This window comes from Campylobacter bilis (assembly GCF_016806695.1).
GTDB lineage: Bacteria > Campylobacterota > Campylobacteria > Campylobacterales > Campylobacteraceae > Campylobacter_D > Campylobacter_D bilis.
In genome coordinates this window covers 90,183-106,548 of record NZ_WUED01000002.1, presented here as the reverse complement: position 1 = coordinate 106,548, position 16,366 = coordinate 90,183, and the positions used below count along the sequence as shown (strand labels likewise).

Annotated in this window: 13 protein-coding genes and 1 pseudogene; 6 read left to right on the top strand and 8 right to left on the bottom strand. The window is 30.2% G+C overall.

Annotation, left to right across the window (positions count from 1 at the left end):
- Position 1: 1 nt before the first annotated feature.
- The gene (gene petA / locus GRQ01_RS01345) at positions 2–505 is read right to left on the bottom strand and encodes a ubiquinol-cytochrome c reductase iron-sulfur subunit (RefSeq protein WP_158334057.1); all 504 of its coding nucleotides are present in this window, start codon (positions 503–505) and stop codon (positions 2–4) included.
- Positions 506–718: 213 nt separating this feature from the next.
- Positions 719–2,578 (bottom strand): tRNA uridine-5-carboxymethylaminomethyl(34) synthesis enzyme MnmG, encoded by a 1,860-nt coding sequence (gene mnmG / locus GRQ01_RS01340; protein ID WP_158334056.1) that lies wholly within the window; start codon positions 2,576–2,578, stop codon positions 719–721.
- A gap of 618 nt (positions 2,579–3,196) precedes the next feature.
- On the opposite strand from mnmG, the gene GRQ01_RS01335 reads away from it, so the two are divergent.
- On the top strand, positions 3,197–4,573 hold the full coding sequence (locus GRQ01_RS01335; RefSeq protein ID WP_158334055.1) for a cation:dicarboxylate symporter family transporter: 1,377 nt from the start codon (positions 3,197–3,199) through the stop codon (positions 4,571–4,573).
- On the opposite strand, the gene GRQ01_RS01330 is transcribed toward GRQ01_RS01335, so the two are convergent.
- Positions 4,570–5,376, bottom strand: a complete 807-nt coding sequence (locus GRQ01_RS01330; RefSeq protein ID WP_158334098.1) for an inverse autotransporter beta domain-containing protein — start codon at positions 5,374–5,376, stop codon at positions 4,570–4,572. The genes GRQ01_RS01335 and GRQ01_RS01330 overlap by 4 nt on opposite strands.
- A gap of 142 nt (positions 5,377–5,518) precedes the next feature.
- Between GRQ01_RS01330 and GRQ01_RS01325 the strand changes: the two genes are divergently transcribed.
- Positions 5,519–7,045, top strand: a complete 1,527-nt coding sequence (locus tag GRQ01_RS01325; RefSeq protein WP_158334054.1) for an inorganic phosphate transporter — start codon at positions 5,519–5,521, stop codon at positions 7,043–7,045.
- Here GRQ01_RS01325 and GRQ01_RS01320 read toward each other — a convergent pair.
- The 3 genes from GRQ01_RS01320 to gatB are packed head-to-tail and all read right to left on the bottom strand — an operon-like array spanning position 7,034 to position 10,536.
- Entirely contained in the window at positions 7,034–8,212 is a 1,179-nt protein-coding gene (locus GRQ01_RS01320; protein ID WP_158334053.1) for a metal-dependent hydrolase, read from the bottom strand. The two genes, GRQ01_RS01325 and GRQ01_RS01320, sit on opposite strands and share 12 nt — an antisense overlap.
- A gap of 9 nt (positions 8,213–8,221) precedes the next feature.
- Complete coding sequence (locus GRQ01_RS01315) at positions 8,222–9,121, bottom strand: NAD(P)H-dependent glycerol-3-phosphate dehydrogenase (RefSeq protein ID WP_158334052.1); 900 nt, start codon at positions 9,119–9,121, stop codon at positions 8,222–8,224.
- Positions 9,118–10,536 carry an Asp-tRNA(Asn)/Glu-tRNA(Gln) amidotransferase subunit GatB gene (gene gatB / locus GRQ01_RS01310; RefSeq protein ID WP_158334051.1) on the bottom strand — a complete coding sequence of 473 codons (1,419 nt, stop codon included), beginning with the start codon at positions 10,534–10,536 and terminating at the stop codon, positions 9,118–9,120. Before gatB ends, GRQ01_RS01315 begins: the two co-directional genes overlap by 4 nt.
- 114 nt (positions 10,537–10,650) lie before the next feature.
- Between gatB and luxS the strand changes: the two genes are divergently transcribed.
- The 4 genes and pseudogenes from luxS (at position 10,651) to metF (ending at position 15,480) form a co-directional block, all read left to right on the top strand.
- Positions 10,651–11,145 (top strand): S-ribosylhomocysteine lyase, encoded by a 495-nt coding sequence (luxS, locus tag GRQ01_RS01305; RefSeq protein ID WP_158334050.1) that lies wholly within the window; start codon positions 10,651–10,653, stop codon positions 11,143–11,145.
- Positions 11,146–11,563: 418 nt separating this feature from the next.
- Positions 11,564–12,333, top strand: a pseudogene (locus tag GRQ01_RS01300) (MetQ/NlpA family ABC transporter substrate-binding protein).
- 10 nt (positions 12,334–12,343) lie between these two features.
- Complete coding sequence (metE, locus tag GRQ01_RS01295) at positions 12,344–14,608, top strand: 5-methyltetrahydropteroyltriglutamate--homocysteine S-methyltransferase (RefSeq protein WP_158334049.1); 2,265 nt, start codon at positions 12,344–12,346, stop codon at positions 14,606–14,608.
- 11 nt (positions 14,609–14,619) lie between these two features.
- Positions 14,620–15,480, top strand: a complete 861-nt coding sequence (metF, locus tag GRQ01_RS01290; RefSeq protein WP_158334048.1) for a methylenetetrahydrofolate reductase [NAD(P)H] — start codon at positions 14,620–14,622, stop codon at positions 15,478–15,480.
- On the opposite strand, the gene GRQ01_RS01285 is transcribed toward metF, so the two are convergent.
- Together GRQ01_RS01285 and GRQ01_RS01280 are read right to left on the bottom strand one after the other, a co-directional pair.
- Complete coding sequence (locus GRQ01_RS01285) at positions 15,477–15,665, bottom strand: hypothetical protein (protein ID WP_158334047.1); 189 nt, start codon at positions 15,663–15,665, stop codon at positions 15,477–15,479. The two genes, metF and GRQ01_RS01285, sit on opposite strands and share 4 nt — an antisense overlap.
- Complete coding sequence (locus tag GRQ01_RS01280; RefSeq protein WP_158334046.1) at positions 15,662–16,342, bottom strand: F0F1 ATP synthase subunit A; 681 nt, start codon at positions 16,340–16,342, stop codon at positions 15,662–15,664. The genes GRQ01_RS01285 and GRQ01_RS01280 overlap by 4 nt, the downstream gene beginning before the upstream one ends.
- Positions 16,343–16,366: the final 24 nt, after the last annotated feature.

Sequence of the window (16,366 nt, the reverse complement as noted above, 5' to 3'; positions counted from 1 at the left end):
CTTAAGCCTCCGCTATCATTTTTTTATACTCAGAACCTTCTTCACCTAAAACAAGTTTGGTTCCATCAATTTTAAAAGGAGGAATTTCAAGAGGTTTTGGAGGAGGTCCAAAAACATTTTTTCCACTAGTATCAAATTCTCCACCATGACAGGCACATTTGAATAATTGCTCACTAGCTTGATAAGCAGGTATACAACCTAAATGCGTACAAAGCCCTATAACTACAGTATAAGCCGCATTTGCTACAATAACATCGCGTTTTGCATCTTTTGGCATATTTGCATCTTTTTTCAATATAAAAATGGGTTTTTTACGCCATTCTATAGTTCTAAGTTCTCCATCTTGCATTCCAGATAAATCTACTGTAGTAAAGCCTGCAGCTTTAACACTTGGAAGGGGATCCCAAGTTTTTTTCATCGCGACAAGCGAGAAAACACCGCCCACAGCAGCTACGCTTCCAAATGCGAAACCTATAAAGCTTCGTCTACTCTTAGATGTAGCCATAACTTGTCCTTTCGATTTTTAATTATTTAACAAAACTAGAATTCTATCCAAATTAAAATAAATTTTTTCTTTGTTTTGATTAAGTTTTGATTTTATGTATTAATAAAAATAAAGAAAGAAGACATTAGATAGAAAACTCAAAAAATTGAAAAAATACGCAAAATAATTTCATTAAATTTTTAAAAAACAAAATAAACTATAAAATAATAAAAATTAATTTTTTTTCTTTTGTATTTTTATATAAATTTGTAAAATATCAAGTGCTGCAGGAGTGATTCCACTGATCTGACTTGCAGCAAAAAGGGTGGGTGGCTTATGATAATTAAGCTTTTCTACAACCTCATTGCTTAAACCACTCACTTTCGCAAAATCAAAATCATGAGGAATTTTAAGCATATTTAAACTTTTCATTTTTTCTACCTGGGCTTTTTGCATACTTATATAATGGTAGTATTTTGCTTCATTTAAAATTTCTCTTAAAGAATGCTCATCCATAATTTCAAACATAGGATCGAGTTTTTTTAATTTTTCTATATTAAAACTAGATCTTGCAACAATTTTTTGAAGATTTACAATGGAAGAAATTTTATCCTCACCCAAGCTGTCTAAAAAAGCATTGTTTTGGTTATTTGGAGTCAACTCTGTAGAAAGCAAAAACCCAAGTCCTTTATCAAAATTATTTTTAATATTTTGAATATACATAAAATCTTCATCATTTAAAAGCCCCATATCATAGCCATATTTTCCAAGCCTAAGTATAGCATTCTCTTCCCTTAAAAGCAATCTAAACTCAGCTCTTGAAGTAAACATCCTGTAAGGTTCTTTTGTGCCTTTAATCACCAAATCATCAATTAAAACACCAATATAAGCCTCATCACGTCTTAAAATAAAAGGCTCTTTTGCATCTATACTCAAACACGCATTAATTCCGGCCATAAAACCTTGTGCTGCAGCTTCCTCATAACCTGTTGTTCCATTAATCTGTCCTGCACAATAAAGATTATTAATTTTTTTAAGCTCTAAAGTATGTTTTAATTGGGTAGGTTCTATATAATCATATTCTATAGCATAACCAAAACGCGTAATTTTAGCTTTTTCAAAGCCCTTTATTGTATGCAACATTTGAATTTGCACTTCATAAGGCAAAGAAGTTGAAAAACCATTAATATAATACTCTGTTGCATCAATAGTTTGAGGCTCTATGAAAAGATGGTGACTTTGCTTATCAGAAAAACGTTTGATTTTATCCTCTATAGAAGGACAGTATCTAGGCCCTACACCTTCAATCTGTCCTGTAAATAATGGAGCACGATAAAAATTCTTTTTAATAATTTCATGTGTGGTATCATTGGTACGTGCTATATAGCAAGGAAGTTGCTTGGGATTGAAATTTTTTGAACGAAAACTAAAAGCCTTAGGATACATATCTCCATTTTGAATTTCAAGTACGCTAAAATCAATAGTTTTTGCATCCACTCTTGGACAAGTTCCTGTTTTTAAACGCCCTATTTTCAAACCTAAAGTTTGCAAATAATTACCAAGTTTAAGCGAAGCTAACTCCCCTACTCTTCCTGCTTCAAGTTTATTTTCACCCACATGAATAAGACCATTTAAAAAAGTTCCTGTTGTAAGTATCACCTTTTTAGTAAGGTATTTATTTTCTAAATTTGTTTGCACACCTTTAACTTCATTATTTTCTAAAATTAAAGCCGTAGCTTGCTCTTGAGAAATTTCTAAATTTGACAATTTTAAAAGTTTATTGCGTGTAATAATACGATATTTATCCATATCAATTTGAGCTCTACTGCCTTGTACAGCCACGCCTTTACTTTCATTTAAAATGCGAAATTGTATCCCTGCTTGATCTGTAATTTCACCCATAAGTCCGCCCATAGCATCAAGCTCTTTTACTAAATGCCCTTTAGCAAGTCCACCTATAGCTGGATTACAGCTTGCTGCTCCTATTTGATCAATTAAAGTAGTTAAAAGTAAGGTTTTCTTACCCATTCTAGCGGCTGCAGCACTTGCTTCAATCCCTGCATGACCGCCACCTATAACAATGATATCAAACATATTTTGCCTTGAAAAATGATAAATTTTTAAGAAAGATTATATAATATTTAGACTTAAAACAAACTCGTTTTTAAATCTAAGAAGCCTTATTGATTTTCTTAGATATGTCAATAGTACTGTTAAGATTATTTGCAATTTGGGCTAATTTTTAATTTTTACACAAACTATTCTATATATCAAAATTGCTTTTTTTAATTCTTTAACAAAGAATTAAAAAATTTATCTCAATTTGTTTTAATCGCCAACCTTTTTTAACTTTATTGAAAAATAATAAACTATAATTAAAAAATACATCTTAATTTTATATTAATTATAAATTACAAAGTAATATTATTAGCAAATACTTCATCAACAATACCAAAACTCTCAAGCAATACATCAAAGTTATCATCACTCTGGGTGATAGACTAAATAACTTTAAAAATAATCAAAATAAATTTGTTCATAAAAAATATTGTTTCTTTAATACACTCTTAATAAAATATTTAGCCTAAAAAATGCCAAATATCAAAAATTAAAATACTTTTAAAAAATATTTTTTATAATTTAAAAAACTTTTAATTTGAAATGCAAATGTTTTATCTTAAAAATAAAAAGATCAAATCTCAAGGAGGATGCTTGGAAACTTTAAATCAAACTTTCACAAAAACAAATCCACCTTTATACAAACGTATTATAAAAAGCCTTGGATTTTGGGTCATTATAGGCATTATAACAGGTATTATACTTGGATATACAGATAAAGAATTAGCTATTGCTAGCAAACCAGGAATTGATTATTTTATACAAGCTTTAAAATTACTCATTGGTCCTATTATTTTTGTCACTTTGATTTTAGGGATTATAAGCCTTGAAAGCTTAAAAAAAGTAGGAAGCATAGGTCTTAAAGCAGGAATTTATTTTGAAGTTGTAAGCACACTTGCCCTAATTATTGGTATTTTTATGGCAAATATTATGCAACCTGGACACGGGATGAATCTTGATCCTAATAAAATAGACTCTAAAAGTGTAGAAAAATATATTGTTCAAGGCACTCAAGTTGATGCAAGTTCAGAAATCATACATATTTTAAAAAACGCCATACCTACTGATATCATCACGCCTTTCACACAAGGAAAAACTATACAAGTTTTATTCCTTGCTATTATTAGTGCTTTAATCATTTCTTTAATGAAAACAGAAGATAAACAAGCCATACAAAGATTTTTTGAAATCATACAAAATTTTGTCTTTAAAATCTTACAAATTATTATGTATTTTAGTCCTATTGCAGCATTTTCAGCCATGGCTGTACTCATAGCACAATATGGAATTAACTCTTTAATCAATCTTGCTTATTTGCTTTTAGTGATGCTCATTTCATGTCTTATATTTATATTTGGAATTTTAGGCCTGATTTGCTATTTTGCAAAAGTAAATATATTTAATTTCATGAGATTTATATCAAGGGAGGTATTGATTGTTTTTGCAACTAGCTCAAGCGAATCTGCTCTTGCTCCTTTAATGCGTAAACTTGAAAAAGCAGGAATTTCTAAAACAACCGTAGGACTTGTCCTATCCACAGGATACAGCTTTAATCTTGATTGTACCAATATTTATTTAGCTATGAGTCTTATTTTCTTAGCACAAGCTTATAATGTTAATTTAAGTTTAAGTCACGAAATCAGCATTCTAATAGTTTTAATGATAGCCTCAAAAGGTGCAGTAGGTGTCACTGGATCAGGCTTTATAGTACTAGGAAGCACCTTAACAGCTCTAGCAAACATGCAAATTGCCGAAGCAAATGCAACTTTAGCACAGGTGTTACCTGTAGCTGCAATAAGCGTTCTTTTAGGAGTTGATAAATTTATGTCTGAAATGAGATCTGTAGGAAATCTATGTGGAAACAGTGTCGCGGCTTTAATCGTTGCAATCTGGGATAAACAAATCAATTGGGAACAATTCAATTATGCTATAAATAATCCAGAAAAATTTCATAATGCAGGAATGACTTAATACGTTCTTTGAAGAAAATCGTATCGATTTATTTCTTTTAAAGCATTGTCTTTTTTTCTAAATTGTTTTAAAAAGTCTTCCTTAAAATTGAAGCTAAACCCCAATCGAACAACAGTATCATCAATGCTTTCTCTAGCATTGTAATCACGATGCAATAAATTTAAACTAAACACACTATAAGGAGAATAAGACATTTGATAATTTATTTTATCATTGTCTTTGCTTATATCAAAAGCAAAAGCCGTATAAGCAGGAATTACAAAACTTACTCCAAGTTGCAAATTCTTTTCTGCTTCATTAGGTATATAATAATTACTATAAGCTTTTATAAAATTACTATAGCCAAATTCTGCACCAAAACTTTTAGTATCTTTTTGTTCTTTTTGCTTGTCTATAAAACCATTAACTCCAAATAAAAAATCATCTTTTTCATAACGATTGATTAAACCTCCTGAGTAATTATAATTGCTTTGATCTATAAAAAGTTCTTTTTGAAAAAGCAAAGAATTATTCTCCCACTCATAAAGAGAATTTAAATTTTTAACTTGAGCATTTTCATTTTCAAAATCTAAATTTCCATCTGTTTTATCTATGCCATTATTGTTTTCTAAAACTTTTGAAAGTAAATTATCAAAAGTACTTTGCAAATCGATATTTTCTTCTGGAATTTGCGGTGCTTTTTTAATTTTTTTATAATCAAAATATTTCCAAGAATTTCTAGAATTATTTTTAGCTAAAGCATCTGCAAGCTCATCACAATGTAACAAAGAAAAAAATATAATAATACAAAAAACCCCTCGCATCTTTTCCATATTCCCTCTTTAATTATTGAAATATTATTATAAAAAATTAATACAAATAAAAATCATATCTTTCAAAGCTTGAAAAATAAACTTGCAAATTTAAAGCAAATATGTGTATAATTAAAATAAAAAAGGTTTGTCAATGCAAAAAGACAATTTAATAGCTTTTATTATTTTTATTATTAGTACTATTGCATTTATTATATGGGGCTTTGGCTATATTTCACAACATCAATTAATTCTTTTCCTTCTTGCTTCTATATTTGGTATTTTTATGGCATTTAACATAGGTGGAAATGATGTTGCAAATTCTTTTGGAACAAGTGTTGGTGCTAAAACTGTAACTATCAAGCAAGCTTTAATCATTGCTGCTGTATTTGAACTTAGCGGAGCAATCTTTGCTGGTGCAGAAGTTACCAAAACTATACGCAGTGGTATTGTTGTCTTTCCTAATTCTCTTGATCCTATGCTTTTTGTCATAATTATGCTTGCAGCACTCTTAAGTTCTGGAATTTGGATTTTTATTGCCACCAAAAAAGGCCTACCCGTATCAACAACACACAGTATAGTTGGTGGAATAGTAGGTGCTAGCATGATGATGGGCTTTTTGAAATTTGATGGAATTCAAACCTTTTCAATGGTCCAATGGAGTGAAATTTTAAAAATTGTTATTTCTTGGGTAGCTTCTCCACTTTTAGGGGGTATTGTAGCTTATATTATTTATTCTTATATAGACAAGAAAATCTTAAAACCCTCAGAAAAACTCAACAACACTTTAAAAAATATCAAAAAAGAAAAGAAAAAATTTAAAGAAGAATATTTTTTAGAACTGAAAAATAAAAGCTTTGAAGAACAAGTTAAAGAACTTAGTTCCATAGCCTTAGAAGAAGACGAGCAAGGAAACAATTTTTATAAAAACAAAATGAAAAATTTTAAAGAACAAGAAAAAAATATCGATATTTATTCCATTTTAAAAACCCACATACCAATCATTGGCTGTATTGCTGCTACTATTATTGCTACTATGTTTTTATTTAAAAGCTTAAACAATGTCAATACTTTAAATGTTTTACAAAATTTCTGGATTATAGGAATTATAGGAACTATAAGCTATGTAGGTACATTTGCCATAGTTAAAATCGTTAAAAAAACAGAACTTAATAAAACCACCAATAGAATTTTTTCATGGTTTCAAATATTCACCGCATCTAGTTTTGCTTTCTCTCATGGTGCTAATGATATTGCTAATGCTATTGGACCTTTTGCAGCTATTTTAGATGTTTTAAAAAACGGTGCTATAAATGCAACCTCTCCTGTACCTTTTGCGGCTTTAGCCATGTTTGGAGTTGCCTTAGTTACAGGACTTTGGTTTTTAGGCAAAGAAGTGATCACTACAGTGGGTTCAAAACTTGCAAATATACGTCCTACCACAGGCTTTTCTGCAGAACTTGGAGCAAGTGCTGTAATACTTCTAGCAACGCAATTTGGAATTCCAGTTAGCTCAACACACACTCTTATAGGAGCTATTTTAGGCATAGGAGTTTATAACAAAAACGCAAATTGGATTATGATGAAACCTATAGGATTAGCTTGGATTATTACCTTACCTGCTGCAGGTATTATAGCCGCATTGATATTTTTAGGATTTAAACTGTCTTTAGGAATCTAAAACATTTTTTCCTTTAATCATATGCATTTTAACTTTTCCAAAAAGTTTATCTTCCGCATAAAGTGAATTTTTTGGAAGTTCAAGTTCTTCATTTTCATCAAAAAAAATCAAATTAGCTTCTTTTCCTTCTTCTATAATGCCGCTATTAAGTCCTAAAAATTCACTAGGATTTTTACTTGTAAACTGACAAAGTTCTTGCCAACTTAAAAAATTATCCTTAATTAAAAAAGTATAGCAAAGACTTACAAAATCACAAATACTATGTATACCAAAAGCTGCTTCATCAAAGGCCAATTCTTTTAAAGAAAGGGATTTAGCACTATGTAAAGAAGTTAAAAAATGTATTTTACCATCCTTTAAAGCTTTTTTTAAAGCATAACTATCCTCTTTAGATCTTAAAGGTGGCATAAGTTTTGCTGCGGTATTAAAACCCTCACAAGCCATATCATTTTTAATAAGATGATGTATGCTCACAAGTTTTAAATCCTTTTCATGCAATAAATCTAAAGAATCTTGCAAACTTAAAAGATCAAAAACCGCTTTGTTTTTATAAAATTTAGCAAGTTCTTTCATTTTAGCTACTTGACTTGTTTCAGCAATTTTACTCATACCTATAAGCCCTAAATTAAAACTTATCTCACAATCATTCATCACACCATTATCATCAAAATCTTCATCATAGCAGCGTACTAATAATGGTGCATTTTTCATAAAAGCATATTGAGAAGCAATTTTTAAAGTATTTGCATCTAAAGCACTATCAAGTTCTAAAGCACAAGCACCTTTGTTTAAAAGAGTGGCTAGATTTTTAAGTTTACCACTTTTATTTTTAACACGTATACTTGAAAAAATTTGCACTTTTCTTCGGATTAAATTTTGCAAAAATAAAGCAAAACTTTCTTCATCAAAATCCATACAATCACGCAAAATTATAGCCGAAATTCCTCCCTTTAAACATTCCTCTTCAATAAGATCCAAATGGGCTAAAGAAAATTTATCATTCTTTAAATTTACACATAAATCTACAAAAGAAGGGAGCACACTCATACCCTTAGCATCTAAAATTTGCTTACCTTGTAAATTAGAAGCTATGGCCTTAATCTTTCCTTCTTCAATTTCTATATCTTGCAAATAAGTTCCATAAATTTTCGCATTCTTAATTATCATCAATTTTCCTCAATCATCATTTTGTCTTAATAATTTTTGCGTCGCTTCATAAACACTTTTACCTCTAAAAATCGCTACTATCTCATTAGTAATAGGAGTATAAATACCTTTAGACTTTGCCAATTTCTCAATAGCATAAGCTGTTTTAACCCCTTCTGCTACTTCTTGTAAATCATGTAAAATCTCTTCTAAGGTTTTATTTTGTGCCAAAGCTAATCCTACACGATAATTCCTAGAAAGTACACTAGAAGCTGTTAAAAACAAATCTCCTGCCCCACTAAGTCCTAAAAAAGTTTCTTCTTTAGCACCAAAATATTTTCCAAAACGATGCATTTCTATTAACCCTCTTGAAATCAATGCTGCTCTTGCATTATTGCCAAATTTTAAGCCATCACTAATCCCACTTGCAATAGCCAAAACATTTTTATAAGCTCCACAAATTTCAGCACCACGTACATCATCATCAATATAAGTTTTAATAAAATCAGGAAAAAAACTTGCAAATTTTTTACAAAGTTCTAAATTAGCACCACTAATCATTAAAGCTGTGGGAAGCTTTTGCATTACTTCAGCTGCAAAAGAAGGGCCACTTATAACACAAAAATTTTCCTTTGGTATAAAATCTAAAAAAATTTCATCTAAAAATTGACAAGTTTGATCTTCTATGCCTTTTGAAGCGATTAAAATTTTTTGTCCTTTATAAATAAAATGCTCCTTAAGCCATGCACGAATACCTTGAGAACTTAAAGCAAAAACGACATACTCACATTCTAAAGCCTGTTTTATACTTACAAAATCCTCCAAATCGCGCGGATGAGGAGAACTAATAAAGCAAATATGATTTTCTTTTAAAGCCAAATGTAAAGCACTGCCCCATTTTCCTGCACCAATAACTGCTATACTCATCAACCAAGCTTTGCTTTTAAAATTGTATTAACCTTACCAGGATTGAAAGCCCCCTTACCCTCTTTCATAACTTGCCCTATAAAAAATCCAAAAAGCTTATCTTTACCATTTTTATATTCTAAAACTTTATCTGTATTTGCATTTAAGATTTGTTCAATCACTACTTCAATAGCCAAATCATCACTCACTTGTTCAAGTCCTAATTGTTTAATGGCTTGATCAATCTCTATAGAAGTATTTTCAAAAACATAAGCTAAAACATCCTTAGCTGCTTTTGCACTTATAGTACCATCTTCTATGCGTTGGATCAATTTTCCAAGTTTTTTAGCATCTACAGGAGAATTTTCTATGGTAAGCTCTCCTTTTAAAAGTCCCATAAGCTCAGTATTTAGCCAATTAACACAAAGTTTAGGATTTAAATTTTGAGAAATCAAATTTTCAAAAAAATGGCTCATTTCAAGCGAACTTACAAGAATTTCTGCATCACTTTCTTTTATACTCAAATCCTTAATAAAACGCTCTTTTTTCTCATCAGGAAGTTCAGGGATTTTTATACTTAAAAATTCATCTTTTAATAAAACAGGTAGTAAATCAGGATCAGGGAAATAACGATACTCTGCAGCTTCTTCTTTATCACGCATGCTTTTTGTAATTAAATTTGTAGTGTCAAAAAGTCTAGTTTCTTGGATTACCTCTTTTTCATAAGTACCATCCTCCCAAGCCTCGCTTTGTCTTTTTATCTCATATTCTATAGCTTTTTGAATAAAACGGAAAGAATTAAGATTTTTAATCTCTACCCTAGTATAAAGCTTAGTGTCTCCTTTAGGTCTTATACTCACATTAGCATCACACCTAAAGCTTCCTTCTTGCATATTTGCATCAGAAATATCTAAAAAACGTATAATAGCGTGCAATTTTTTAAGATAAGCCACCGCTTCATCACTACTTTTAAGCTCTGGCTCACTCACTATTTCAAGCAAAGGCGTTCCTGCACGATTTAAATCTATTTTAGATAAATTATTTTCATGGATATTTTTTCCTGCATCCTCTTCTAAATGCGCCCTTGTAATACCTATGCGTTTGTTTTCTCCATTTACATTGATAAACAACTCTCCTTTTTCTACTATAGGAATGTCAAATTGTGAAATTTGATAAGCCTTTGGCAAATCAGGATAAAAATAATTCTTACGATTAAAAACACTTTTTTTATTAATCGTTGCATTTACAGCTTTTCCAAAAGCTAAAGCTTTTTTAACAGCTTCTTCATTTAAAACAGGCAAAGCCCCAGGCAAAGCTAAACAAGTAGGACAAACATTGGTATTAGCATTTTCTCCAAAAGAAGTTGCACATGAACAAAAAATTTTCGTTTTAGTATTTAATTGAGTATGAACTTCAAGTCCTATAACTACTTCAAACATGATTTTTCCTTGAAATTTTAATGCTTTATTTTATCGATTTTTCTTTTAGAAAGGCTTTAAATATTAGTTTTAAATGCTATAATCTTCAAAACAATTTATATATAAGGAGTTAAAATGCCATTACTTGATAGTTTTAAAGTTGATCATACTAAAATGCCAGCACCCGCTGTACGTTTAGCTAAAACCATGAAAACACCTAAAGGTGATGATATTAGCGTCTTTGATCTACGTTTTTGTATACCTAATAAAGACATAATGAGTGAAAAAGGAACACACACTTTAGAGCACTTATTTGCTGGTTTTATGAGAGATTATTTAAATTCTGACTCGGTTGAAATTATAGATATTTCACCTATGGGTTGTCGTACAGGTTTTTATATGAGTTTGATTGGAACTCCTGATGAACAAAGCGTTATTAAAGCTTGGGAAGCTGCAATGAAAGATGTTTTAAATGTAAGCGATCAAAGCAAAATTCCTGAACTTAATATCTATCAATGCGGAACTTATAAAATGCATTCTTTAGATGAAGCTAAACAAATTGCACAAAAAGTTTTAAATTCACATATAAGTGTGATGGATAATGAAAAATTAAAGCTTGAAAATATTTAAAGCTTAATCCTTAAAAATTTTAAGGATTAAGCTTTCTTTAATATATTTTCTTTTATAATCTTGCAAAATTAAATTCAACAACTAGGGAGAAAATAATGAAACTGATGTGTCAGATGTGTAGTATCTAGTACGTCCTTTGGCTTGGCATTATATTTCCAAAGGTTCAAAAGACGGATAAGGAGATGTAATGTAGAGAAAAGTCACAAAATTTATTTTTTCATGAATTTACAATCTTACTTATGGTTTAGAACCATCTAAAACTTTACTATCTTCTTATCCTTAAAATAAAATAATTTTTAAGGAAAACAATGAATCCACTCATATTTAGTTTAAAAAATTATAAAGTGAGTAAAACACTTTTAAGCTTTTTTATTTTTAAAATAGCAGCAATAAATTCAGCTTCACATAAGGAGGATAAATGACTGTATTTGCAAAAGTTTTTTGCGTAGCAACTCTTTTTAGCGGTTTTGTATGGGTAAATGAAGAAATAAAAATTGGATCTTCTATCACTCCACATGCTGATATTTTAAGATTTATTAAACCTACTTTGCAACAGCAAGGTTATAATTTAAAAATTTATGAATTTAATGATGGGGTAATTCCTAATATTATGGTCGAAAACGGTGAGCTTGATGCAAACTATTTTCAGCATGAGCCTTATTTAAAAGAATTCAATCAAAGAAAAGGCACTCATCTTATAAAAGTAGCTAGCATTCATATAGAACCTATGGCTATATACTCTAAAAAACACAAAGAATTCGCCCCTAAAGGAGGAGAAAAGATCTCTATACCCAATAATCCTACGAATGAAAGCCGTGCTTTAAGAATTATAGCAAGCACAGGACTTATAGAGATCAAGGGCAATGAGCTTATCATCCCTTTAGATATCACAAACAATCCTAAAAAGCTTAAATTCATAGAATTAAGAGACGCACAACTTGCTAGAAGTTTAGAGGATGTAGATTATTCTCTTATTAATAGTAATTTTGCTATTTTAGCAGGCTTAAATCCTGTAAAAGATGGACTCTATACAGAAAGCAAATACGCTGAATATAGCAATATCATTGCTGTAAAGCAAGGGAATGAAAACCTTCCTAAAATCAAGGCTTTAATCAAAGCCTTACAAAGCAATGAAGTTAAAAATTTATACAAGATACATACCAGGGTGCTTTAATCCCTACATTTTAAGGAGAAAAATATGAAAAATTCAATCATTTCTTACCCAAGAATAGGTGCAAATAGAGAATTAAAATTTGGCGTTGAAAAATACTTTAAAAATCAAAGTTCAAAAGAAGAACTTTTGCAAATTGCTAAAAATTTAAGAACAAAACACTGGCAAGAGATCCAAAACTTTGGAATTGATTTTATTCCTAGTAATGATTTTTCATTCTATGATAATGTTTTAGATGCTGCTGTGCTTTTTAACATCATCCACACAAAATATAAAAATTTAAATTTAGAACCCCTGGATGAATATTTTGCTCAAAGTCGCGGCTATCAAGGCAAAAATGGAGACACCACAGCTTTAGCAATGAAAAAATGGTTTAATACAAATTACCACTATTTAGTACCTGAATGCGATGATGCAAATGCCATAGCCTTAGTAGGGGATAAAATCTTTAAAGAATACCTTGAAGCAAAAGAACTAGGCATAGAAACAAAACCTGTTTTAATAGGAATTTTTACACTTTTTAAACTCATTAATTTTAAAGACGAAAAGACTAAAGAACTTGCTAAGGAAAAACTCCTAAAAGCCTATGAAGAACTTTTAACTAAATTAAACACATTAAAAGTGCAATGGCTCCAATTTGATGAACCTTATTTAGTTTATGATTTAGATCAAAATGATCTAGCTTTATTTGATCAATTGTACACAAAGCTTTTAAATCATAAGCAAAATCTTAAAATCTTACTTCAAACCTATTTTGGTGATGTAAGAGACATTTATCCTAAACTTTTACAAACTCAATTTGATGGCTTAGGGCTTGATTTTATAGAAGGAAAAGAAAGTTTAAAGCTGATAGAAAAATACGGTTTTGCCAAGGACAAAATACTTTTTGCAGGGATAATCAATGGGAAAAACATTTATGCTAATGATTACACAAAAAGCTTAAAACTCATTAAAGAACTTCAAAAGCATACTAAAAATATCGTTTTAAACACGTCTTGTTCGCTTTTACATGTGCCTTATAGCACAGAATTTGAAAAGCAATTAAACCCAAGTTATCTTAAAATTTTCTCTTTTGCAAAAGAAAAACTTAAAGAATTAAAAGAACTTAAAGAAATTCTAAATACTAATGAAGAAAATCCTCTTTTAAAAACCAATCAAGAATTATTTCAAAATATCCCTCAACGTACAGATGAAAAAGTTAAAGCCAGGCTTCAAACCCTCAAAAAAGAAGATTTTATAAGACAACCTGAATTTAAAAAACGTATTTTAATTCAAAAAGAATTTTTACAACTTCCTCTTTTACCGACTACAACCATAGGTTCTTTCCCTCAAAGTGCTGATGTAAGATCAAATCGTCTTGCCTTTAAACAAGAAAAAATTTCAGCTACAAGCTATACAGAATTCAATCAACAAAAAATTAAAGAATGTATAGCAATACAAGAAGAAATAGGACTTGATGTTCTTGTACATGGAGAATTTGAAAGAAATGATATGGTAGAGTATTTTGGAGAAAATTTAAAAGGTTTTTTATTTACTCAAAACGGTTGGGTACAAAGCTATGGAACAAGATGTGTAAAACCTCCTGTAATTTGGGGCGATGTATCCCGTATTAAACCTATTACCTTAGCATGGGCTAAATTCGCTCAAAGTCTAAGTAAAAAAATCGTAAAAGGCATGCTTACAGGCCCTGTAACCATACTAAATTGGTCTTTTCCAAGAGAAGATATTAGCCTAAAAGAAAGTGCCCAACAAATAGCCTTAGCTCTAAGGGATGAAGTTTTAGATCTTGAAAATGCAGGTATTAAAATCATACAAATTGATGAAGCAGCCTTAAGAGAAAAGCTGCCTTTAAGAAAAAGCGATTGGCATAGTCAGTATTTAGACTGGGCTATTCCTGCTTTTAATCTTGTACACAGTGGAGTAAAAACCGAAACACAAATCCACACCCATATGTGCTATAGTGAATTCAATGATATATTAAAAGAAATTGATGCTATGGATGCAGATGTGATATCTTTTGAAGCTTCAAGATCAAATCTTAGTCTTTTAGACACCTTAAAAGCTATCCATTTCCAAACCGAAGTAGGACCAGGAGTTTATGATATACACAGTCCTAGGGTACCAAGTGTAGAAGAATTAAGCATCACTATAAAACAAATTTTAAATAAATTACCTAAAAAACAAATCTGGATCAATCCTGATTGTGGACTTAAAACAAGATCTTATGAAGAAGTAATAGCAGCTCTTAAAAATTTAGTTATTGCTACACAAAAAATAAGAGAAAGCTTATAAAAGGAGGTTTTATGTGTAGTTTCTCTTTTGAGATTTTCCCACCAAGAAAAGATGAAAGCATTAAAAATCTCAATACTATTTTAGATGATTTAGGGCAATTAAGCCCTAATTTCATTAGTGTGACTTTTGGTGCTGGAGGTTCTGTTAATTCAAAAAACACTTTAGAAACTGCTACTTTAATTCAAGATCAATATAAATTCCCTAGCATAGTGCATTTACCTTGCATCCATGCTAATAAAGATAAAATTACAACTATACTTAAACAATGCAAAGAAAGAAAACTTGAAAAAATTCTTGCCTTAAGAGGAGATGTATGTAATAGTGTAGAAAAAAGCAAGGATTTTTCTTACGCAAGTGATTTAATCTCTTTTATCCAAGAAGAAGGAGGCTTTGAAATTTATGCAGCTTGCTACCCTGAAAAACACAATGAAGCTAAAAATTTCATTGAAGATATACATCATCTTAAAATTAAGGTCAATTCAGGAACTAACAAGCTTATCACTCAACTTTTTTATGATAATGAGACTTTTTATACTTTTAAACAAAATTGTGCCTTAGCAAATATCAATATCCCCATTTATGCAGGAATCATGCCCATTACTAACAAAAGACAAGTTTTAAAAATTTCTCAACTTTGCGGAGCTAAAATTCCGCCCAAATTTACTAAAATCTTGGAAAAATACGAAAACAATACTCTAGCTTTAGAAGATGCTGGAATTGCCTATGCAATAGATCAAATTGTTGATTTAATTACTAGCGGGGTGGATGGAATTCATCTTTATACCATGAATAAATCTAAAGCAGCTATTAAAATTTACGAAGCTGTGAAACATTTACTTAAGGAAGAACTTTGTGTTGAAAAACAAAGTTAATCCTTATTTTGATTTTTAAGCTCATAATTTTCTAAAAGCAAAATAAAAACCAAAGTTAGAAGTAAACCCGGAATCAGTCCTAAACAAAGATACAAAAAAGAATTGAATTTAAAAAAGAAAAAAAAGGCGGCAAAAACCATCAAGGCTAAAGACGCACCTTTAAAAAATTCCAAAAGATAAATCAATGACCTTCCTCAATCACAGTCGCACCTGCTAAATACACATAAGTTAAAATCATAAAAATAAAAGCTTGCAAAAAAGCCATAAAAGTTAAAAGCACATAAGCTGGAAGAGGAGCAATATAAGGAACAAGAGCTAAAATTACCATTAAAAATAAATCATCACCCTTAATATTTCCAAAAAGACGGAAAGATAAAGATATAACGCGAGAAAGATGAGAAACAATTTCTATAGGAAACATCAAAGGAGCAAGTAATTTAATAGGTCCCATAAAATGTGCAAAGTATCTTACAAAACCTTGCGTTCTAATGCCTTCAAAATGATAATAAACAAAAACGATAATTGCTAAAGATAGTGTTAAATTCAAACTTGCAGTTGGAGAATGAAATCCTGGAATAATACCTATAATATTACTAAAAAAAACAATAATCCCTAAAGTTGCTACTAAAGGAAGATATTTCCTTGCACTTTTTTCACTCCCCATGGTATCACGACCCATAGACAAAACTCCTTCTAAAAAAGCTTCGCCTAAATTTTGCATACCACGCGGAACAAGTTGCATAGAACGAGTAGCCATCATAGATACAATAACAGCAATCAAAGCTACTAAACCTAAATGGAAAAAATAAGAAAAAGTATGACTGGAGTCAAGCAAAGAACTAAATAAAAATAAATCTTTCATAATTTCCTCAAAAATTTTATTCTA